This window comes from Micromonospora sp. SCSIO 07396 (assembly GCF_053667945.1).
In genome coordinates this window covers 2,173,546-2,194,053 of record NZ_CM132210.1, presented here as the reverse complement: position 1 = coordinate 2,194,053, position 20,508 = coordinate 2,173,546, and the positions used below count along the sequence as shown (strand labels likewise).

At 73.7% G+C, this 20,508-nt stretch carries 16 protein-coding genes; 4 read left to right on the top strand and 12 right to left on the bottom strand.

The genetic code is table 11. From position 1 onward, the window contains the following. Positions 1 to 22: 22 nt before the first annotated feature. The 12 genes from ACWCHM_RS09230 to ACWCHM_RS09175 all read right to left on the bottom strand — a co-directional run bounded on the left by ACWCHM_RS09230 (position 23) and on the right by ACWCHM_RS09175 (position 16,058). Positions 23 to 1,891, bottom strand: coding sequence for an ABC transporter ATP-binding protein (locus ACWCHM_RS09230; RefSeq protein WP_454222095.1), 1,869 nt, complete (start codon positions 1,889 to 1,891; stop codon positions 23 to 25). After that, positions 1,888 to 3,921, bottom strand: a complete 2,034-nt coding sequence (locus ACWCHM_RS09225; RefSeq protein WP_454222094.1) for an ABC transporter ATP-binding protein — start codon at positions 3,919 to 3,921, stop codon at positions 1,888 to 1,890. Before ACWCHM_RS09225 ends, ACWCHM_RS09230 begins: the two co-directional genes overlap by 4 nt. Continuing rightward, complete coding sequence (locus ACWCHM_RS09220) at positions 3,918 to 5,936, bottom strand: oxidoreductase (protein ID WP_454222093.1); 2,019 nt, start codon at positions 5,934 to 5,936, stop codon at positions 3,918 to 3,920. Before ACWCHM_RS09220 ends, ACWCHM_RS09225 begins: the two co-directional genes overlap by 4 nt. Then, complete coding sequence (locus tag ACWCHM_RS09215) at positions 5,933 to 6,727, bottom strand: SDR family oxidoreductase (RefSeq protein ID WP_454222092.1); 795 nt, start codon at positions 6,725 to 6,727, stop codon at positions 5,933 to 5,935. Before ACWCHM_RS09215 ends, ACWCHM_RS09220 begins: the two co-directional genes overlap by 4 nt. After that, positions 6,724 to 7,872: an acyl-CoA dehydrogenase family protein gene (locus ACWCHM_RS09210; RefSeq protein WP_204960398.1), complete on the bottom strand. Its 1,149-nt coding sequence runs from the start codon at positions 7,870 to 7,872 to the stop codon at positions 6,724 to 6,726. The genes ACWCHM_RS09215 and ACWCHM_RS09210 overlap by 4 nt, the downstream gene beginning before the upstream one ends. Continuing rightward, a complete protein-coding gene (gene aroA / locus ACWCHM_RS09205) occupies positions 7,869 to 11,027 on the bottom strand; it encodes a 3-phosphoshikimate 1-carboxyvinyltransferase (RefSeq protein ID WP_454222091.1) in 3,159 nt (1,052 codons plus the stop codon). The genes ACWCHM_RS09210 and aroA overlap by 4 nt, the downstream gene beginning before the upstream one ends. Positions 11,028 to 11,048: 21 nt before the next feature. Further along, on the bottom strand, positions 11,049 to 11,939 hold the full coding sequence (locus ACWCHM_RS09200) for an SDR family oxidoreductase (RefSeq protein ID WP_239485944.1): 891 nt from the start codon (positions 11,937 to 11,939) through the stop codon (positions 11,049 to 11,051). Next, positions 11,936 to 12,193, bottom strand: a complete 258-nt coding sequence (locus ACWCHM_RS09195) for an acyl carrier protein (protein WP_204960396.1) — start codon at positions 12,191 to 12,193, stop codon at positions 11,936 to 11,938. Before ACWCHM_RS09195 ends, ACWCHM_RS09200 begins: the two co-directional genes overlap by 4 nt. A 31-nt stretch (positions 12,194 to 12,224) precedes the next feature. Next, the gene (locus ACWCHM_RS09190; RefSeq protein WP_204960395.1) at positions 12,225 to 13,355 is read right to left on the bottom strand and encodes a radical SAM protein; all 1,131 of its coding nucleotides are present in this window, start codon (positions 13,353 to 13,355) and stop codon (positions 12,225 to 12,227) included. Between the two features lie 15 nt (positions 13,356 to 13,370). Further along, positions 13,371 to 14,093: a Phenylacetic acid catabolic protein gene (locus ACWCHM_RS09185; RefSeq protein ID WP_204960394.1), complete on the bottom strand. Its 723-nt coding sequence runs from the start codon at positions 14,091 to 14,093 to the stop codon at positions 13,371 to 13,373. Positions 14,094 to 14,254: 161 nt separating this feature from the next. Then, positions 14,255 to 15,817, bottom strand: a complete 1,563-nt coding sequence (locus ACWCHM_RS09180) for a class I adenylate-forming enzyme family protein (RefSeq protein WP_454222090.1) — start codon at positions 15,815 to 15,817, stop codon at positions 14,255 to 14,257. Next, a complete protein-coding gene (locus ACWCHM_RS09175; protein WP_204960392.1) occupies positions 15,810 to 16,058 on the bottom strand; it encodes an acyl carrier protein in 249 nt (82 codons plus the stop codon). Before ACWCHM_RS09175 ends, ACWCHM_RS09180 begins: the two co-directional genes overlap by 8 nt. 204 nt (positions 16,059 to 16,262) lie before the next feature. Between ACWCHM_RS09175 and ACWCHM_RS09170 the strand changes: the two genes are divergently transcribed. The 4 genes from ACWCHM_RS09170 to ACWCHM_RS09155 all read left to right on the top strand — a co-directional run bounded on the left by ACWCHM_RS09170 (position 16,263) and on the right by ACWCHM_RS09155 (position 20,417). Then, complete coding sequence (locus ACWCHM_RS09170) at positions 16,263 to 17,408, top strand: IS630 family transposase (protein ID WP_454222088.1); 1,146 nt, start codon at positions 16,263 to 16,265, stop codon at positions 17,406 to 17,408. A gap of 97 nt (positions 17,409 to 17,505) precedes the next feature. Continuing rightward, positions 17,506 to 18,744, top strand: a complete 1,239-nt coding sequence (locus tag ACWCHM_RS09165; protein ID WP_454222086.1) for a sensor histidine kinase — start codon at positions 17,506 to 17,508, stop codon at positions 18,742 to 18,744. Beyond that, positions 18,737 to 19,444 (top strand): response regulator, encoded by a 708-nt coding sequence (locus ACWCHM_RS09160; RefSeq protein WP_281896734.1) that lies wholly within the window; start codon positions 18,737 to 18,739, stop codon positions 19,442 to 19,444. The genes ACWCHM_RS09165 and ACWCHM_RS09160 overlap by 8 nt, the downstream gene beginning before the upstream one ends. A 115-nt stretch (positions 19,445 to 19,559) precedes the next feature. Continuing rightward, positions 19,560 to 20,417 carry a hypothetical protein gene (locus ACWCHM_RS09155; protein ID WP_454222085.1) on the top strand — a complete coding sequence of 286 codons (858 nt, stop codon included), beginning with the start codon at positions 19,560 to 19,562 and terminating at the stop codon, positions 20,415 to 20,417. Positions 20,418 to 20,508 lie beyond the last annotated feature (91 nt).

Here is a 20,508-nt window from a genome sequence, read left to right as displayed (position 1 = left end):
CTCCGCAATCGTTGGGGGCCGGTCACCGGTACGCCCTGGCCTGGAGCTCGAACATCTCGGCATACTGACCCCCGGCGGCGAGCAGGTCGGCGTGGCTGCCGGCCTCGGCGACAGCGCCGTCGGCGAGCACCACGATCAGGTCGGCCAGTTGCACGGTGGAGAACCGGTGGGACACGAACACACTGATCGCACCGGTCCGGGCGGCCACCTCCCGCGCCTGCTCGCGGTAGCGGGCGAACAGGGCGTACTCGGCCTCCGCGTCGAGCGCGGCGGTCGGCTCGTCCAGCACCACCAGCAGCGGGTCGTCGCGCATGAACGCCCGGCCGAGGGCGAGCTTCTGCCACTGGCCGCCGGACAGTTCCGCCCCGTCGGTGTGGCTGCGGCCCAGTGGGGTGTCGAGTCCCTCGTCGAGCTGCCCGACCAGGTCGTCGGCGCCGGCCCGGCCCAGCGCCGTACGGACCGCCTGGTCGTCGTCGCGGCGGGGCAGGTCGCCGACGCCCACGGCCTGCCGGGCCGGCAGCTCGAAGCGGACGAAGTCCTGGAAGCCGGCGGCGATCCGCGCACGCCAGGCCGGCAGGGACAACGTGGCCAGCTCGACGCCGTCGACGAGGATCCGGCCGGACGTCGGCGTCAGCAGGCCGCAGAGCAGCTTGACCACTGTGGTCTTGCCGGCGCCGTTCTCGCCGACCACGGCGACCGTGGCACCGGCCGGCAGATGCAGGTCGAGACCGTCGACCACCGGTTCCGCGCCGCCGGGGTAGCACAGCGTGACCCCGGCCAGCCGGATACCCTCCCGCAGCCGGGCCGGCGGCGCACCGGCGGCGACCGACCCGAGAGCGGCTGTCGACCCGGCACCGACGGTCGGCCCGGCGGCGGTGTGACCGGGCGTCGGGTCGCCGGGCGTCGGGTGCCGGTCGGCGGTGCGGACCAGGTCGTGCACCTCGTCGAGCCGGTGGTAGACGCTGCGCAGCCGCTGGAGATCCTGCAACACCCCCACCGCTGCGGCGACCTGCTGGTTGACCTGGGCGGCGATGGTCACGACCAGGATCACGTCACCCACCCCGCGCCGGCCGGCGACGGCGTCGCGCAGGATCAGCAGCACCGCCAGCACGTAACCGGCGGCGAACGCCAACTGCCCGGTCATCCGGACCAGGCTCGCCACCAGCTGGGCCCGCCACAGCCGTCGGGTGGCGTCCTGCCAGTGCCCGCGGTGCCGCCGCCGCACCTCCCCGGTGAGCCCGAAGATGCGCAGCTCCTTGCCGGCGGCGGCGTCGGTGGCCAGCCGGAACAGCCCGGCCGCCCGGCGGGTGGACTCGGCTCCCGCCTCCCGGGCCCGGTCCACCGTCCGCTCCGCCCACCGCCCGGCCAGCAACGGCGGCACGGCGGCCAGCGGCAACAGCAACAACAGTGGATGGAGCACGGCCAGCACCACCGTCGTCAACGCCATCGCCACGGCCAGGCCGACGCCGGTCAGCACGGCCTGTAGGCCGACCCGGAGCTGCTCGACGTCCTGCTCCAACACAGTGATCTTGTCGGCGAACGCGGACCGCTCGAAATGCGCCATCCCCGGCGTGCCGTTGGTGGCGTCCATCAACTCCTGGTGCACGTGCAGGACGTCGAGTTCGGCGAGTTCGAAGTAGGCGATGTGGGCGAAGTGACCGAGGGTCAACCCGGCGATCAGGCCGACCGCCACGCCCACCCCGGCGAGACTCGCGGCGACCGGCCGGCCGGCGGTGACCGCGTCGAAGAGCACCCGCAGCAGCACCGCCACCAGCGGCCACGCCACCGCACCCGCGACGACCAGGACCAGCGCGGTGAGCGCCTTGCGCCGGTCCTGGCGCAGCGACGTGCGCCACAGCGCCCAGCCGGCGGAGAGCAGGCCCCGGTTCACCTGACGCTCCGCGTCGACCCGATGTCCACCGCGCCGCCGTCCGGTCCGTCGGCCGGCGCACCGGTGCCGGGATCGTCCGGCGCAGGGCCGGCGTCGGAACGGTCCGGCGGCGGGGTGTCGGCGGCGGGGGTGGCGAAGCGTTCCGCCTGGAGGGTGAACAGCCTGGCGTACCGGCCGCCCCGGTCGAGCAGTTCCGCGTGCGAGCCCTGCTCGGCCACCCGCCCCTCGGCCAGCACGACGATGTGGTCCGCCCGGCGGACGGTGGCGAACCGGTGCGAGATCAGGATCGTGGTGACCCCCGGGGTGGCGGCGATGATCTCGTCGAAGAACCGGGCCTCGGCCCGGACGTCCAGACTGGCTGTCGGCTCGTCGAGGACCAGCACCGACGCGCCGTGCCGGAGGGCGAACAACGCCCGTGCGATGGCCACCCGCTGCCACTGCCCGCCGGACAGGTCCACCCCGTCGCGCAGCTGCCCGCTCAGCGGGGTGTCCAACCCACGCGGCAGCGCGTCGAGGGTGGCGAGAATGCCGGCGGCCTCGGCGGCGGCCCGGATGCCGTCCCGGTCGTCGGCGTGCCGGACCGCCCCCAGCGCGATGTTGTCCGCCGCGCTCGTGGCATACCGCAGGTAGTCCTGGAAGATGACGGCGAGGTCGCGTCGCCAGCGGGCCGCCGGGAGCGCGTCGATCGGCCGGCCGCCCACGGTGATCCGGCCCGCGTCCGGCAGCGCCAGCCGGGACAGCAGCTTGACCAGCGTGGTCTTGCCCGCTCCGTTGAGCCCGACGATGGCGGTGCAGGCCCCCGCCGGCAGGGTGAGATCCAGGTCGGTGAAGACCGGCGTCGCGCCGTGCGGGTAGCGGAACGACACCCCCTCGAACCGGATGTCCGCCGCCGGGGCGCGCTCCGCACCCGCCGCCGGTTCCGGGTCGGCGTCGGCCGGATCGTCGTCGGTCGGGCCGTCGTCGGGGGACGTCCGGTCGCGCATCCCGGCCCGGAACTCGCCGACGGCCCGGTAGGCGTTCATGCCGAACTGGGTCTGCACGTCGGCCTCGGGATAGAACTCGCCGAGCTGCACCGCCGCCAGCACCGCCTGGATCACCAGCGCCAGCCGGGTCAGCCCCACCTGGCCCTGCCCGCCGGCCAGCCCCAGCGCGGCGAGCACCGCGACGAGGACCGTCAACCCGACGGCCGTGTAGAGGAAGTACGGCCGCAGGTAGACCCGCCGCCGTTGCGCCCACACCGGACGCATCCAGTCCAGGTACGCCTGCCGGTACTGCTCACGCAGCCACGGCAGCAACCCGAAGATGCGGATCTCCTTGGCGGCCGGCCCGCCCATCGCCACGCCCCGGAAGTAGGTCAACCGGCGGACCCGGGCCACGACCGACCCGTAGATCGCCGCGTAGCGGCGCAGGCCGCCGCGTTGGCCGTGCCGGAACGCGAGCACGGCGACGAGCAGACCGACCCCCGCCGGCCAGGCGAAGGCGGCCCCGACGACCACCGCGTACCCGAGGAGTTGCCCGTAGCGGGCGAGCAGGGCCAGCATCCCGGCGCCCGCCGCCCCCGGGCTCTGGATGCCGTGCTCGACCTCGCGGGACGCCTCGGTGAGCTGTTCGAGCAGCGTCTGGTCCTCCAGCGGGGCGGTGCCGGTGCTGCCCAGCGCGGCCGCCATCAGCTCGTCGGCCACCGCGCCGTCGATCCGACGCTGCACCAGCAGGCCGGTGGTGACCTGGAGCTGGGCCAGCAACTGCTGGGCGCTGAGCGCCCCGGCAGCCACCACGAAGGCGGTCACCAGGTGCCCGAAGGCCGGTGACTCGACGCCGTCGCGGACCGCCTGCGGCAGCCAGCCGATCATCCGGCTCGTCGCGACGACGAACAGCACAGGCGCGGCGGCGAGCAGCAGGTTCACCAGTACGGCGGCGGCCACCGCCGGGACGCCCGCCCGGGGCAGCAGGGTGACGATGCGCCACCGGTCCACCGCGGTCCGGCGGACCACCCCGGCCACGACGCCGGCCGTCGTCGCGTCCTCGGTCATGCCGGCTCCCCCACCCGCCGGGTCCGCACGGCCCGCTGGAACGCCAACGCGGCGTCGTGTCCCTCGGCGAACGCCCGGACCGCGTCCAGCCCGGTGGTGTCCCGGGCCCCGCCGACCACCCGGTGCCACACGCCGGCCCGGCGTACGGTGTGCACCAGGGCGTCGGCGGGCAGTTGGCCGGCGGCGACCACCACCGTGTCGGCGGGTACGGACCGGGCCGCTGCGGTGCCGTCGACCAGGCGTACGGCGTCGGGGTCGATCCGCAGGTCCCGCACGCCCGTCACCACCTGGACCCCCCGGTGGCGCAACTCGGCCAGCACCGCCCAGCGGGTGGAACGCCCCATCCGGGGGCCGAGCCGCCCGCCGCGCAGCAGGACGGTGACCTGCCGGTCCGGATGCTGGCTGGCCAGGTGAGCGAGGTCCACGGCGATGCCGCCGCCGCCGATCACGACGACCCGCCGCCCGAGCGCGTCGTCGGCGAAGGCCGAGCCGTAGTCGCGGACGTGCGGCAGCCCGTCACCGGGCAGGTCGATGCGGCGCGGCAACACCCCGGTGGCGACGATCACCCCGTCGTGACGACGCAGCAGGTCCTCGTCGGCGTCGGTGATCCGCCGGCCGGTGTGCAGCCGCCCGCCGAGCCGGGTCAGCTCGGCGGTGAGAAACCGGATCGCCTCGGCGTAGTCGGCCTTGCCCGGCACCCGGCAGGCCAACCGGAACTGGCCACCGGGCTCCCCGTCGGCCTCGTAGACCGTGACCCGGTGCCCGGCCAGGGCCAGGTCGTGGGCGGCGCGCAGCCCGGCCGGGCCGGCACCGACCACGGCCACCGTGCGGGGCCCGCCCACCGGCGTCGACCCGGCCCGCACCGCCGGGTCGACGCGCGGTGGGGGCCCGTCCGGCGGCACCGGGTCGGCCTCCCGGCCGACGATCGGGTTGACCATGCAGGACACCGCCGCACCCACCAGCGACCTGTCGATGCACGCCTGGTTGCAGGCCACGCAGACGTTCACCGGCCGGCCGTGGCGGCTGCGCTCGACCAGGGCCGGGTCGGCCAGGAACGGCCGGGCCATCGAGATCAGGTCCAGCGGGGTGGCAGCGAGCACCGCCTCGGCCTGGGCCAGCCGGTTGATCCGGTTACTGGCCAGCACGGGCAACACGCCCACCGCCGCCTTGACCGCAGCCGCGACCGGCACCCAGTGCCCCGGCGGCACCAGCGCCTGCACCGTCGGCACCGGCGACTCGTGCCAGCCGACCCCGACGTTGAGCGCGTCGGCGCCGGCGGCGGCGAGCGCGCGGGCGTACGCCGTCACGGTGTCCGGGTCGGTGCCGCCGGGCAGCAGGTCGTCGCCGGTCATCCGCATCACGACCGGGAAGTCGGGGCCCACGGCGGCCCGCACCGCCGCCACCACGGCCACCCCGAACCGCATCCGGCGCTGCGGGTCGCCGCCCCACTCGTCGTCGCGCCGGTTGGTCAGCGGGGAGAGGAACTGGTCGATCAGGTACCCCTCGGAACCCATGATCTCCACGGCGCTGAACCCGAGGTCACGCGCGTGCGACGCGCCCCGGGCGAAGTCTTCGACGATGCGGGCGACCGCGTCGGTGGACAGCGCGGCCGGGGTGAGCGGTGAGATCCGGCTGGGCACCGCCGACGGGGCGACCGGGTGCGGGCCGCCGGCGGCCGGCCGGGCGTACCGGCCGGCGTGGAAGAGCTGGAGGGCGAGCAGACCGCCGGCCGCGCCGACCTCCCCCGCGACCCGGCCCAGCCGGGCCCGGAAGGCGGTGTCGTCGAGCACCCCGGAGCTCGGCACGTCGACGCCGGCCGGGTCGACCGCCGCGCCGCCGGTGACCATCAGCCCGGCGCCGCCGCGCACCCGGGCCAGGTAGAACGCGGCCAGCGCCCGGCCGCCGTCGTCGCGGTGGTCCCAGCCCAGGTGCATCGCCCCCATCACGATCCGGTGCGGCAGCACCAGCCGGCCGATCCGGCCGGGCCGCAGCACCCGCTCCAGTCCGGCCGTCATGTCAGCGGACCACTCAGGTCCCGGCTGAACGGCGGTGAGACGATCGACAGTCCACCGTCGACCACCAGGGTCTGCCCGGTGACGTACTCGGCGGCCGGGGAGAGCAGGAAGGCGATCACGTCGGCGACCTCCTGGGCGGTGCCCATCCGCTGCTTGGGGATCAGCGGCAGCACCCCGGACAGCGGGGCCATCCCGGGCACGTCGTAGAAGTAGCCTGACGACTCGGTCTCGATGATGCCGCCGTTGACCGCGTTGACGTTGATGCCGCGTCCGGCGAACTCCACGGCCATGTACCGCACCCATGACTCGATCGCCGCCTTGGCCGCGCCCAGGTTCGCGTACGTCGGGTAGGCGCGGATACTGCCGTAGCTGGACAGCGCGACGATCCGGCCGCCGTCGGGCATCAGCCGCACCGCCTGCTGCGCGCCGAGCACGAACGAGCGCATGTTCATCGCGTACGACCGGTCGAGGTGGTGCGGCTTGAGGTCCATGATGTTCTTGAACGAGCTGGCCGCCGCGTTGCACACGAAGTAGTCGAGGGTGCCGAACTCCTGCGCGGCCACCGCGAAGAGCCGTTCGATCTCCTCGGGTTGCTCCATGTCGGCGGCCACGGTGACGGCCCGCCCGCCGAGCTGGGTGATCTCCTTGCGGACCTGCTCGGCCAGTTCGGCGTTCTTCTTGTAGTTGACCACCACCGAGCCGCCGCCCCGGGCCAGGGTGAGCGCCAGCGCCCGCCCGATGCCCCGGGAGCTGCCGGTGATCAGCGCGGTACGGCCCTGGAAGGTGGTCACCGGCCGGCCGCCAGGATCTCCCGGGCGATCACGGTCTTCTGGATCTCGTTGGTGCCCTCTTCGAAGCGCTGCGCACGGGCGTCGCGGTAGACCCGTTCGATGGTGCTGCCCTCCCAGTAGCCGATGCCGCCGTGCGCCTGCAACGCCTTGTCGGTGACCCGGGTCAGCATGTCCACCGCGACCAGCTTGGCCATCGAGGACAGCGCCCCGGCGTCGCTCTCCCCGGCCTCCCAGCGGCGGGCGGCGTGCAGGGTGAGCTGCCGGGCGGCCTCGATGTCGGCGGCGTTCTCGGCGAGCGCGAACGCCACCGCCTGCCGGGCGGTCAGCGGCTTGCCGAAGGTGACCCGGTCGCGGGCGTGCTCGACCGCCAGCTCCTGCGCCCGGCGGGCCAGCCCCACACAGGTCATCGCGACGCCGATCCGGCTCGGGGTGAGGAAGCCGCCGAGCGCGACGGCCAATCCGTCACCCTCCCCGCCGAGCCGGTTGGCCACCGGCACCGGCGCCCGGTCGAAGATCAGGTGCGCGTGGTCGGTGCCGCGTACGCCCATGGTGTCGGGCATCGGTTCGACCCGGACGCCCTCGACGTGCCGGTCGACCATCAGCGCCACCGTGCCGTCCTTGCCGGTGCTGCCGTCCAGCCTGGCGAACAGCAGCCAGTAGTCGCAGCTCACCCCGAAGGTGATCAGGTGCTTCTCGCCGCTGAGCAGGTAGGTGTCGCCGTCGCGTACGACGCTGGCGCGCAGGTCGGCCCCGGTGCCGGCGGTGGGTTCGGTGAGCGTGAACGCGACCCGCAGGTCCCCGGCGACCTGCGGCAGCACGAACTTCTTGCGCTGCTCGTCGGAGGCGAACTGGTCGATGGAGCGCCACACCCCGTTGCAGACGTGCACGATCATCCGCAGCGAGGCGTGCGACATCGAGAACAGTTCGAGCAGGTGCAGGTACTGGGTGAAGGACAGGCCGGCCCCGCCGTAGTCGACAGGCGCGGCGAGCCGCAGGTAGCCCCGGTCGCGCAGGTCCGTCCAGAGCTGCGCGGGGACGTTGCGGTCGCGTTCGATCGCCGCCGCGTACTCCTCGCCGGGGCCCCGGACGAACGCCTCGACCTCGCGGGCCAACGTCGCGAACGACGTGTCATCGGCCTGGGTCACTCTGCCTCCTCGCCGATCGTTGCGCTGATCTGGTCACGCAACACGAACTTCTGCACCTTGCCGACCACGTTGCGGGGCAGCGCGGCCACCGTCTCCAGCCGCTCGGGCCAGTACTGCTTGGCGACCTTGTGGTCGTCGAGGAACCGCTGCATCCCCGCGAAGGTGAGTTCCGCGCGGGTCACCACGAACGCGCAGGCCCGTTCGCCGAGGCGGGGGTCGGGCATCGCCACGATCGCCACCTCACGCACGGCGGGGTGGGTGTGCAGCAGCTGCTCCACCTCGGCCACCGGGATCTTCTCGCCGCCCCGGTTGATCACGTCGGTCACCCGGCCGGTGATCCGCAGGTAGCCGGCGTCGTCGATGGTGGCCAGGTCGCCGCTGCGGTACCAGCCATCCGGGGTGAGCGCCGCCGCGGTCAGGTCCGGGCGGTCGAGGTACCCGGCGAACAGGCAGTCCCCGGCGACCTCGAAGTTGCCCTCCGTGCCGGGGCTGAGCACGGTGCCGGCGTCGTCGGTCACCCTGACCCGGACCCCCTGCAGCGCCCGCCCGTCGGTGCCCCAGGCGTGTGCGGGCGCGTCGGTCGGCGCGCTGAGCGTGCCGAGGCACGATTCGGTCGAGCCCCAGGCCCCGCAGACCGCCGCGCCGAGGGTCCGGGTGGCGTGCTCGGCGAGGTTACGGGGCACCGCCGCGCCGGTGGCGACGAAGACCCGCAGCGCCGGCGGCGGCTGCCCGCCCGTCTCCACCGCCTCGACGAGGTCGGCGAGGAAGGGGGTGGCCGCCTGGACGAAGGTGGCCCGGGTGTGGTGCAACGTCTCCAGCGCGGTCCGGCCGTCCCAGATCGGTTGCAGCACCACGGGTGCGCCGATGGTGAACCCCAGCCACATGCCGTACAGGAAACCGGTCTGGTGGGCCAGCGGTGACGGGACGAACAGCCGGTCGGCGGCGGTCAGGCCGAGGTGCCGGGCCTGCATGGCGGCGGCCCGGGTGAGCGTGTCGACGCGGTGCAGCACGCCCTTCGGCTCGCCCGACGTGCCGGAGGTGAACATCAGCTGGGCCAGGGCCGCCGGGTCGGGCCGGCGGGCGGCCGCCGCGTCGTCGGGCCGCTGCCGGGCCAGCGCCGGGCCGAACCACTGCCACCGTAGGCGTGTGGTGTCCGCCGGCAGGCCGGCGGTGCCCGCCGGCGTGGGTGCGCCGTCCACCGGGGCTCGGCCGTCCGAGGTGGGGTGGCCGTCCGGGGTGGGGTGGCCGTCCGGGGTGGGGTGGCCGGCGACGACGAGGACGTGGGCCACGCCCGGGGCGTCCGGGCCGGCCAGCATCGCCGCGGTCTCGGCGAGGTACGCGCGACCCCGGAACCGGTCGGGGACCACCAGCACCCGGGCCCGGGAACGGCGTAGCAGCCGGCTCACCTCCCGTTCCCGGAAGAACGGCATCAGCGGGCAGCAGACCGCCCCGATCCGGGTGGCGGCCAGCGTGAGCACCACGAACTCCGACCAGTTGGGCAGCTGCCAGGCGACCACGTCGCCGGGGCCCACGCCCAGCTCCCGCAGCAGCGACGCGGCCCGGTCGGCGGCCCGGTCCAGGTCGCGCCAGCTCGTGGTGACCCCGGCCCGGCCGGGAGAGGCCGCCTCGACCACGGCCGCGTCGTCGCCGCGTGCCTGCGCGTGCCGACGGACCAGCTCGGCCACCGGGATGGCGGCCAGTTCGGCAGGCGTGGGCAGTTCGGCAGACGTCGGCGGGGCGGCCGTCGGCACGGCCGGGCCGGCGGAGCGGCCCGGCGACGGACGGGTGCCGGTCGTGCCGGCCGCCCGTCGACCGGCGGGGCGCGGGTCGGTGGGCCGGGGCAGCCGGCGGGCGCGGGCCCGGTCGACCGACATGTTGAGGCCGACGCCGTTCATCTGGTCGAGGAACTGCGGGAACGAGATCCGGTGGGCGTTCGGGTAGGTCAGCCGGCTCTCACCGGTGGCCCGGGAGGCGGCCACCGCCAGCGCCATCAGCACCCGGTGGTCGTTGAACGAGGACAGGTCGGCCTCGCGCAACTGGCCGACGCCCTCGCAGACGAGCCGGTCGCCGTCGAGCCGCAGCCGGCCGCCCATCCGGTTGAGTTGCAACATCGCGGTGACCCGGTCGGACTCCTTGAGTCGTACGTGGGCCACGTGGTCGAGCACCGTGGTGCCGTGCGCGTGGGAGCCGAGGACGCTGAGCACCGGCAGCATGTCGGGCACCGCTCGGCAGTCCACCCGCACCGGGGCCAGCCGCAGCCCGTCGTGGCGCACCCTGATCCAGCCGGTCGCCGGGTCGCGGGTCAGCGGCACGCCCATGGTGGTGAGGCTGTCCAGCAGGTGCGCCTCCGGGTGGTCCAGCTGGTCGGCGGGGACCGCCGGCAACCCCCGGAACAGCACGTCGGACGGGTGCAGGGCGGTCGCGGCCAGGCCGAACGCGGCGGCACCGACGTCCGGCGGCAGCCGGACCACCGCCGGGGTGGGCCGCTGACCGGGTTCGATGTCGTACCGGCGGCCGTCCGCGCTGACCTGCACGTGCAGCCCGAACTGGCGCATCATCGCCACCGTCAGGTCGACGTAGGACCGTTCGTTGAACTCGCCCGTCACCTCGACCACGGTGGGGCCGGTGGCGAACGGGCTGACCAGCAGCAGGCTGGAGATCCACTGGGAGAGCGTGCCGGGGATCCGCACCCGGCCACCGGTCGGCGGGTGGGCGGCGACCCGGATCGGCAGCAGCCCGCCGGTGGAGGTGATCTGCACGCCGATGCCCGCGAGGGCGTCGAGCAGCGGCCGGATCGGCCGCCGCCGGAAGTACTTCTGCCCGGTGATGCCGACCGGGGTCTCGGCCAGGGCGGCGAGCCCGGTCAGGAAGTAGAGCGTGGTGCCCGAGCTGCCGACGGAGACCTCCGGACGCACCGGGCGGTACCGGCCGCCACGGACCACGAACGCGTCGTCCTCGACGGTGACGGCCGTGCCGAGGTCCCGCAACGCCCGGATGGTGTGCTGCACGTGGCCGGCGTGGCAGGCCCCGTGGATGCGACTGGTCCCGTCGGCCAGCGACGCGAGCATCAGCGCCCGGTGCGCGTGGTACTTCGACGCCGGGACGTCGAACTCGCCCACGAGTGGCTCGGCCGTGCCCTTGATGACGAGACGCACAGTCCCTCCCCGCAGTGTGTGTCAGCCGGCGGTGTCTGGTGGCGGCGGTGTCGCCGGAGCCGGGTCCGGCCCCGGCCCCGGCTCCGCAGCGGGGCCGGGGGTGGCAGCCGGGCCGGGGGCCGGGACGCCGCCGAAGACGGCGTGCATGCCGCCGTCGGCGTGCACCACCTGCCCGGTGGTGTACCGGGACAGGTCCGACAGCAGGAACAGCACCGCACCGACCACCCGGGCCGGGTCGGCCCGGTCCCAGCCCAGCGGTGCCCACTGCTCGTACTGGTCGGCCAGAGCGGAGAAGGTGCGTACCCCGCGCGCCGACACGGTCTCGACCGGCCCGGCGGCGACCAGGTTGACCCGGATCCCGGTCGGGCCGAGGTGCATCGCCAGGTAGCGGCAGACCGCCTCCAGCGCCGACTTGTAGACCCCCATCCACCCGTATCCGGGCAGCGCCCGGGTCGAGTCGACGGTCAGCCCGACCACCGCGCCACCGCCGGGGGCCTGGCTCAGCAGCGGCGACAGCGCGGTGGTGAGCTGCTGGAACGAGTACGCCGAGGCGCGGAACCCGTCGAGCACCCCGCCGGCCGCAGCGGTGACGAACCCGGCCCCCAACGCGTCCGGCGGGGCGGCGGCGATGCTGTGCAGCACCCCGTCGAGCTGGCCCCACCGGCTGCCGATCCGCTCCGCCAGCTCCTCGACGCTCGCGTCGGACATCACGTCCAGGTCGAGCACCTCGGGGCGGGACGGCAGCAGCTCGGCCACCCGGCGGGTGATCCGGCCGACCCGCCCGTACGAGGTGAGGATGACCTCGCAACCCTCGCGTTGCAGGGCCGCCGCCACGTGCCAGGCGATGGACTCGTTGTTGAGGACCCCGGTGACCAGGTAGGTGCGCTTGTCCAGGCTCAGCAACGAGCTCAACTCGACGCGCCCGCCACGATCCGCTCGACGAGTTGACCGATGGTGACGTCCGCGAGTTCGCTGCGCGGGATCTCCACCCCGTACTCCTTGACGACCATGGCCATCAGGTCGGCGACGTCGAGCGAGTCGATGTCCAGGGCGTCGAACTTGGCGTCGGTGCTGATCGCGTCGTCCTCGACGCCGAGGTCGATCAGTTCGGCGCGTAGGCGCTCCTCGACGGCGGGGGCGGTGATCTCGGTCGATGGTGAGGACATCCGGGTGCTCCTTGTCTCGCAGGGGAATCGGTCAGGCCGTCAACGGGGCGCGGCGGGCGAAGTTGGTGTGGTGCCGTTGCGCCCAGTACCACTGACGCCAGTAGCTCTCGGCCAGCTCCAGCCAGGTCTCCAGCCGGCCGGTGTCGTCCAGGAACCGGTTCATGCTGACCAGCAGCCAGCTGTAGACGCCCTGGCTGTCCCGGCAGTCCGCGCAGTTGCCGGAGGTGCAGCAGAACTGGAGGGTCTGGTAGTCGGCGCCGTAGACGGCGAAGCCGTCCAGGACCGGGTTGCCGTTGCGGATCCGCTCGGCGTGGTCCGGGTGGTCCACGCTGATGCTGGGGCAGACGTCGTAGCCGAACTGGCCGTCCCAGTGGGTGCGGCCGGTGATCAGCGACTCGATGAAGTACGGGTGGCAGACCACCGTCTCCGGGTACGCCTGTTTGACCCGTAGCGCCTCGGCGAGGGTGCGCTGCTCGTTCTCGATCCGCAGGGCGTGGTCGCTGCCGTGGGCGGAGTAGAAGTTGAAGGTGACCTGGTTGCCGTTGTCCTGGATGGCCCGCACGGTCGGCTCGACGTACTGCAGGCCCTCCTCCGACAGGGCGTACACGAAGATCACCCGGGGGTCGTTGCGGTAGTGCCCGAGGGCGGTCTCGAAGAGGCCGGAGAACGACGAGCCGTTGACCCGGTAGCCGCGCAGCGCGTCGTCGAGCGGGCCGCCACCGAACAGGCTGATGGCGACCGCGACCTGTTCGAAGCCGACCATGGGCAGCGGCCGGATGCCGTTGGTGGAGATGGTCACGTACGGCAGCCGCTCGACGAACGGCACGACCCGGGGCAGGACCAGGGTCGGCTCGCCGCCGATCAGGGTCGCCTGGGTGACGCCCCGGGCCACGAGCGAGTCCACGAACCGGGAGATCAGCGCCGGGTCGGAGGTCTCCGGGACGGCCGCGTCGAAGCCGCCCTCGAAGTACCAGCACCCCTTGCACCGGATGTTGCAGGTGGTGGTGAGGTGCACCTCGGTCGCGCTGACCCGGCGGCCCATGTCCCGTACGACCTGCAACCGCGCGGCCAGGTCGGGCCGGTCGGCCAGCAGGGACGCCAGGCGGACCTTGGCCTCCCGCCGGGACAGCGGACGGGGATTGATCGCGATGGGGGTGGGCATGGGCGGGGCGTCCTCTCAGGTGGTCACGGCGGGGACGACGAGCCCCAGCGCGTGGATCCGGGGGATGACGGTGTTCTCCCACTGCTGCAACGCCTCACCGTTGGTGGTGCGCCGCAGGCCGTAGCGGACCGCCCGCTTGGACCGTTCGGACTCCGGGGTGCCGAACAGGTCACGGAAGACCGGCCAGAGCCGGTCCAGCGCGGCCTGCAACTGCTCGCGGCCCTCCTCGGTGGCGGCGAGGTTGCGGCAGACCCGGGCCCCGTGCGCGATGTGGATCTTCTCGTCCAGGATGATCGTCCGGACCGCGTCCGCCCACGGCTTGTAGCTGCCCTGGGCGAACTCCTTGATCATGATCAGCGCGCTCTCCTCGCCGATGTACGAGTAGATCCCGCGCTCGGCCCAGGTGGTGCACTGGTGCAGCCGCTTGTCGGCGAAGAGCCGACGCTCCTCGATCGACTGGGACTCCATGTGCGAGGTGTCGATGCCGATCTCGGCCAGCACCCGCTTACCGATCTTGTAGTGGTCGTACTCCTCGGCGGCCCGTTCCGCGCACACCTGACGCTCCTCGGCGTTGGGCGCCAGCGGCAGGAACATCATGGTGTAGTCGTCTCCGCCGGAGAGTTCACCCTCCGTGTTGATCATGATCTGGCTGATCAGCGCCTTCTGGTAGGCCCGGGGCATGCGCTTCAGCTCGTCGGGGGTACGTACCACCACTTCTTCGTCGTCAAAGATCTCCACCGGCATAACGCAGCTCGCCTCCTGTTGGCATTGACACCCGCAAATTAGGGAAAAGGGGGCACCGACACTTACCCGGTACGACGACGGACCCGGAGGTGCCCCCGGTGGACCGATCTCCTGGCAAATCCCCCCGTTCCTCCTCGTCCGTCACCGACGGTGACTCAGGTCAGGTTCTTGACCGCCAGCCCCCGCACGTCCGACCGCTGGATCTTGCCGAGCGGGGTACGCGGAAAACTGTCGACCCCGAGCTGCGCCAGCGGGACGAACCGGCGCGGCACCTTGAACGCGCTGAGCTGCTTGAGCAGCAGCGCACGCCACTGGTCCTCCCGGGCGACCGCGCCGGGCAGCAGGGTGTAGACCAGCACCAGTTCCACCCCGGTCACCGGGTGCGGCAGCGCGGCGACCACCGCGTCGGCGATCCCGGCGAGCTGCGGCACGACGTTCTCGATCTCGGCCGGGTAGACGTTCTCGCCGCTGACGATGACCATGCTGTCCATCCGGTCCACGATGGTCAGTTCGCCACGGTCGTCGAGGTGGCCGAGGTCGCCGCTGCGTACCCAGCCGTCGACCAGCCGGCCGGCGGTCAACTCGGGCGCGGCCTCGTACCGGGTGAAGATGCTCGGGCCGCGCAGCAGGACCTCCCCGCTCTCCCCCGGCGCGACGTCCAGGCCGTCCCCGTCGACGACCCGGACCTGGGCGAACGGCACCGGCAGGCCGGCGGTGCGCCGGTCCCCCGGCCGGCGGTCCCGGGGCTCCACCACGGTCAGCGAGGTCATCTCGGTCATCCCGTACACCTGGAACACCGGGATGCCGAAGGTGCTCTCGAACCGGTGGATCAGGTCGGGGCTGAGCGCCGAGCCCCCGGCGAGGACGCCCTTGAGCCGGCTGTCGGCCGGCCGCTGCGGTCGCTCGACCAGGTGTGCGAGGTAGGCGTTGACCACCAGGGTCCAGGTCGGGCGGTGCCGGTCCACGTAGTTCCAGAACCGGGCCAGCGCCACCTCCGAGCGGACGCAGACCGTGCGCCCGCCGGACCACAGCGGGGTCAGCGTGGGCAGGCCCTGCCCGCCGACGTGCAGCATCGGGATGACGTTGAGGTAGACGTCGTCGCGGCCCGCGTCGGCCCACTTCACCATCGCCAGCGAGTTGGCCAGCAGGGCGCGGTGCGACAGCACGACGCCCTTGGCCGCGCCGGTGGAACCCGAGGTGTAGACGATCTCGGCGTCGGCTGCCCCGCCGTCCGGCGGCGCGACCAGTTCCCCCCGGTAGGCGACACCCCGGTCGAGGACCGTGGCGAGGAACCCCTCCGCGTCGTCCACGGTCAGCCAGCGCCGGCCCGGCGACGCCTTCGCGGCCGTCGCCGACGGGCCGAGCACCAACGCGACGTCGGCGTGGGCGAGCAGGGTGTCCAGTTCGGCCGGGCCGGACTTCGGGTTCAGCGGCACCAGCATCCGCCCGGCGGCGATGACGCCGAGGAACAGCAGCGCGGCCAGTGACGAGTTGTGCAGCACCACGGCCACCCGGCCGCCCGGCGGCACCCGGTGCTCGTCGAGCAGCGCCGCGCAGCCCCGGGTGAAGGTCAGCACGTCGGTGAAGCTGATCTCCCGGCCCCCGGGTTCCGCCGGGAGCAGGTACGGGTCGTCGCCGTAGGCCGCCGCGGCCTGGGTGACGAGGTCCAGCAGGTTCGCCGTGTCGGTGAGGTTCGGCTCGGCCAGCGGACTAGGCATGCGACTCGTCACGGACGGCGGCGGATTCCACGACCGCGCAGAGCCGGTTGACCGTGGGCGTGTCGAAGATGACGTCGACCACGTCCACCCCGTACGCCGCCTCGACCCGGGTCACGATCTCCACCGCGCCCACCGAGTCCATGCCGAGCTCGACGAGGTCGTCGTCAGGGCCGACGGTGGCCCGGTGGAGGACTTCGGCGCAGATCGACGTCATATTCTCGTGCAGATCGGTCGTGGTCACTGAAGCGGTCCCCCCATGTCAGATCACCACACGGGCCACGGCAACGTTGCGGTAGCGGTCCCTTCCCCCAAGTCCGGGACTCGTCGGGACCATACTCAGTCGCGTCGTGAACCGTCCAGGGCAAGCGTCCGGGCAATCGGCGGCAAGCGCTCCCACCATCGTCACACGCCAATAGTCCATGTCATATCCGGATAGGATCGTGGCATGGGGAAGGGGCGACCGAAGGCCAGGCTGGTGCTCACCGACGAGGAACGGGAACAGCTCACGAAGGGGGCCCGCGCGGCACACTCGACACAGTCGTTCGCCATTCGCTGCCGAATCGTTTTGGCCTGCGCCGAGGGGGCCACGAATATCGAGGTCGCGACCCGGTTGAACGTTTCACCAGCGACGGTCGGAAAATGGCGTTCCCGGTTCGCCGCCGCGCGGCTGCCGGGGCTCGCCGACGACCCGCGTGCCGGCCGGCCCCGCTCGGTCCGGCCGGAGCAGGTGGACGGGGTGGTCGCGGCCACCCTCGACGCCACCCCCGCCCCGGCGCGACGCTGGTCCCGGGCATCGATGGCCACGTACAGCGGGCTGTCGGCGTCCACGGTCGGTCGGATCTGGCGTCGGTTCGACCTGCGCCCCCACCTCCAGGACGGCCTGACCCTGGCCACCGACCCGGGGTTCGTCGCCCGGGTGGTGGCCCTGGTCGGGCTCTACCGCCAGCATCCGGGGCGGACCCTGGCGCTGTGCGCCACCCCCCGCGACGACCGGCCGGCGACCGGCCACCCGGTCGATCGGGGTGGTGGGCCGCCGGCCGCCGGCCCGCCACCGGGGTACCGGCCGGTGCCCGCAGCGCCCCGGCCGGAGCAGGTCGTGGCCACCGCCGGGGCCGACCCGGACCGGCCCCGGCACGCCGGGGCGTACCGGCGGTTCCTGGTGACGGTGGACCGGGCGGTGCCCGTCGACCTGGAGGTGCACCTGGTCGCCGACGACCCGGCGGTGCACGACGCCCCGGCGGTCCGGGGCTGGTTGACCCGCCACCCCCGCTTCCACCTGCACCTGCTGCCGGCTGGTGACTCCTGGGCCGGCCAGGTCCACAGGTGGTCGCGGCTGCTCGCCGGCCGCGATCCGGCCGCCGCCGGGCCGACCCCGGGCCACCCCGGGGAGCCGGTTGCCCACGGCGCCGACGGTCCCGGGCCCCACGCCGCCGGGGACGCCACCGGCCTGACGACTGCGGCACGCTGGGTGGCCGGCGCGGAGGAGATCCGCCGGGCGCGGGCCCGACATCATGAACGGACTTCCGGCGCATCGACATCTGTCGAACGCGAGGTGTCCGGACGCCTGTCCACCCTGCCAACCGGCATGTGAGATGACAAAGTCGCATCGTGCCCCGGCCCGCAACGACGGGTGCGGGCACCGCGCCCGGGGCGGCGACACCCCCATGCTCCTGACGCATCATGGTCGGGTGCGACGTACACCGCTGGGCCGGCCCGTCACCGTGGCCCGGCTGTCGAGGTCGACGGCACGGTGGTGGGCGTGGCTCGGCCGGCATCCCGACGTGACCGACACGGTCCTGGCCCTGTTCCTGTTGGCGCTGGCCGTGCCCCGGTTGGGTTTCATCGGCGTCGGCGCCCGCTGGCCACCCGACCCGGTGGCCGTGCTGCTGGTCGTCGCCGGCACCGTACCCCTGGCCCTGCGGCGGCGTCGGCCGGCGACCGTGCTGGCGGTCGTCTCGCTGGTGACGGTGCTGCACCGGCCGCTGACCGGCACCGCGGTCCCCGACTTCCTCGCGGTCCTCATCGCCGTGTGGACGGTCGGCGCGCTGTCTCCCGCACCCGTCGCCCGGACCGCCAACGGCGTCGCCCTGCTGGTGGTGCCCACCGCCCTGCTGCCCGGCCTCGACGTGGCCCACCCCGAGGAGGTGCTCCGCAACTACGTGCTGTTCGCCATCGTCTGGGCGCTGGGCAACCAGCACCGGCGGGGTGCCGAGGCCCGCGTCGCGACCGTCCGCGAGCGCGAGGCGCGGCTGACCCAGCAGCGGGAGAGCCTGGTCCGGGAGGCCGCCGCCGCGGAGCGCCTGCGGCTGGCCCGGGACCTGCACGACGTCGTCTCGCACCACGTCACCCTGATGGTGGTGCAGGCGGACACCACCCGGCGCGGGGAGGCGTCGACCCTGTCGCCCCGGACGGCGGGAACCCTGGAGTCGATCTGCGCCACCGGCCGGCAGGCGATGACGGAGATGCGGCGGATGCTCGCGGTGATCGACGTGGAACCGGCCCCGCAGCCGGTGCTCGACGCCGATCTCGCCGGCCTGCTCGACCGGAGCCGGGCCGCCGGGCTCTGCGTGGACCTGCGCACCCGCGGCGTACCGGTTCCGCTGCCGCCCGCGGTCGCCGCGCCGGCCTACCGCGTCGTGCAGGAGGCGCTGACCAACACGCTGCGGCACGCCGGGCCGCAGGCCCGGGTGGGGCTCACCCTCGCGTACGAGCCGGGCAGGCTCACCATCCGGGTCGTCGACGAGCCGGCGGTCCCCGGGCCGCGCCCGCCCGACCCCGGCACCGGACGGGGACTGGCCGGGATGCGGGACCGGGTGACCCAGCTGGGCGGCACGGTGCGGGCCGGGCCGACCCCGCCGGGGGGCTTCGAGGTCGTCGCCCACCTGCCGCTGCCGAACCCGTCGGACGGGAGCGCCGGCCATGGCTGACGGCCACCCGGAGGCCGGCGGGCCGGCGGCGGTACGGGTCGTGGTCGTCGACGACCAGCCGCTGCTGCGTGACGCGTTCGCGGCGATGCTCGACGCCGAGCCCGGCATCACTGTCGTCGGCACCGGGGACGACGGTGCGGGCGCGCTGCTGCTGGCCCGTCGGCTGCGCCCCGACGTGCTGGTGATGGACATCCGGATGCCCCGGGTCGACGGGATCGAGGCCACCCGGCTGATCACCGCGCTCCCGGAACTGGCGACGACCCGGGTGCTGATCCTGAGCACCTTCGGGCTCGACGAGTACGTCGCCGCCGCATTGCACGCCGGGGCCAGTGGCTTCCTGCTCAAGGACGGCCCGTCGGAGGACCTCGTCCGGGCGATCCGCAGCGTCGCCGCCGGGGAGGCGGTGCTCTCACCACAGGTCACCCGTCGTCTGATCGACAGTTTCGGCCACCTGCTCGGCCGGGCCCGACCGGCGCCGCCGGCGCTGTCGCGGTTGACCCCCCGCGAACGGCAGGTACTGGGTCTGGTGGCGGCCGGGCTGACCAACGCGGAGCTCGCGCGGGAGTTGCGGGTCGGCGAGCGGACCGTCAAGACCCACATCGGCGCGATCTTCGCCAAGCTCGGGCTGCGCGACCGGGTCCAGGCGGTCATCTTCGCCTACGAACACGGGCTGGTCGCCGGCCGGCCGCCACCCCGGTAGGGCGGCCCCTCGTACCGTGGGCGGACCCGGTGGGCGGCCCGTGGTCCGATGTGCCCGCCGCCGCCCGTGCCTACGGTCAGGCGCATCGATTCCCACCCCTGTGGACGGAGACCTGATGATGCGACCATCGACTGCCCGGCCCGGCGGCTGGCCGGCCCGGGGCGCGGCCCTGCTGGCGGCCCTCGTACTGGCCCTGGGCGCGGCCCTGGTGGCGGTGACGCCGGCCGCCGCGACACCCGTTCCGGCGGTGGCCGGCAAGGCGTGCGTGTTCGTCCGGGTCAGCGGGGCCCACGGGTTGGGCCACACCGGCTGGGGCTACCAGTCGTCGACCACGACGTACACCTACGGGGCGACCGAGAACCCGAGCAGCAGCCCGTACGTGCCGGCCGGCGGCGACATCGGCTACTGGAAGGAGTCGGGCTCGTTCACCTCGATGGTCAACGCGATGAAGACACGCGGGTACGACGAGTACACCTGCACCACCGTGGCCAGCCGGCAGCCGGCCGCCGCGGCGGCGGAGGCCCTCGTGGTCAGCGGCGGCGGCTACGCGGCGGCCACCAACAACTGCATGGACCACACCTACCGCATCCTGACCGCGTACGGGGTGCGCTTCCCCGCCCAGCCGTCCTGGAACTGGGCGCCCCGGGTATGGTTCGACAAGATCACCGACGACCCGGCCTGGTCCCTGCCCGTGGTCATCTCCAGCCCGCTGGGCGTCTGGAAGGTCACCTACTGCTGGAAGAACTTCACCTGCGAGGTCAGTGAACCCTGGACGTTCAAGACCGACGGGCGGGTCTATCTCACCGACTCCAACGGGAACGTGATCTCCGGGCCGTACACCAGCACGCCGCCGACCGCGAGTTGGCTCATCGGCACCGCCACCTACCTCGCCACGGTCGACGGCACCGCGATGAAGGGCACCATGTCCACCCCCACCGGCCAGACCGGGACCTGGTCGGCAGAGCGCAAGTGACCCCGGTCGGCGGTTCGCGGTGACCGCGGACCGGCGATCCCGGGACGCGGACGCGCCGCCCGACACATGGTCGGGCGGCGCGTCCGGCCGC

Coding starts and splice junctions, on each gene's coding strand:
- ACWCHM_RS09225 (WP_454222094.1), bottom strand. CDS start 3,921: ATGACCGAGGACGCGACGACGGCCGGCGTCGTGGCCGGGGTGGTCCGC.
- ACWCHM_RS09220 (WP_454222093.1), bottom strand. CDS start 5,936: ATGACGGCCGGACTGGAGCGGGTGCTGCGGCCCGGCCGGATCGGCCGG.
- ACWCHM_RS09195 (WP_204960396.1), bottom strand. CDS start 12,193: ATGTCCTCACCATCGACCGAGATCACCGCCCCCGCCGTCGAGGAGCGC.
- ACWCHM_RS09190 (WP_204960395.1), bottom strand. CDS start 13,355: ATGCCCACCCCCATCGCGATCAATCCCCGTCCGCTGTCCCGGCGGGAG.
- ACWCHM_RS09180 (WP_454222090.1), bottom strand. CDS start 15,817: ATGCCTAGTCCGCTGGCCGAGCCGAACCTCACCGACACGGCGAACCTG.
- ACWCHM_RS09170 (WP_454222088.1), top strand. CDS start 16,263: ATGGGGAAGGGGCGACCGAAGGCCAGGCTGGTGCTCACCGACGAGGAA.
- ACWCHM_RS09160 (WP_281896734.1), top strand. CDS start 18,737: ATGGCTGACGGCCACCCGGAGGCCGGCGGGCCGGCGGCGGTACGGGTC.
- ACWCHM_RS09155 (WP_454222085.1), top strand. CDS start 19,560: ATGATGCGACCATCGACTGCCCGGCCCGGCGGCTGGCCGGCCCGGGGC.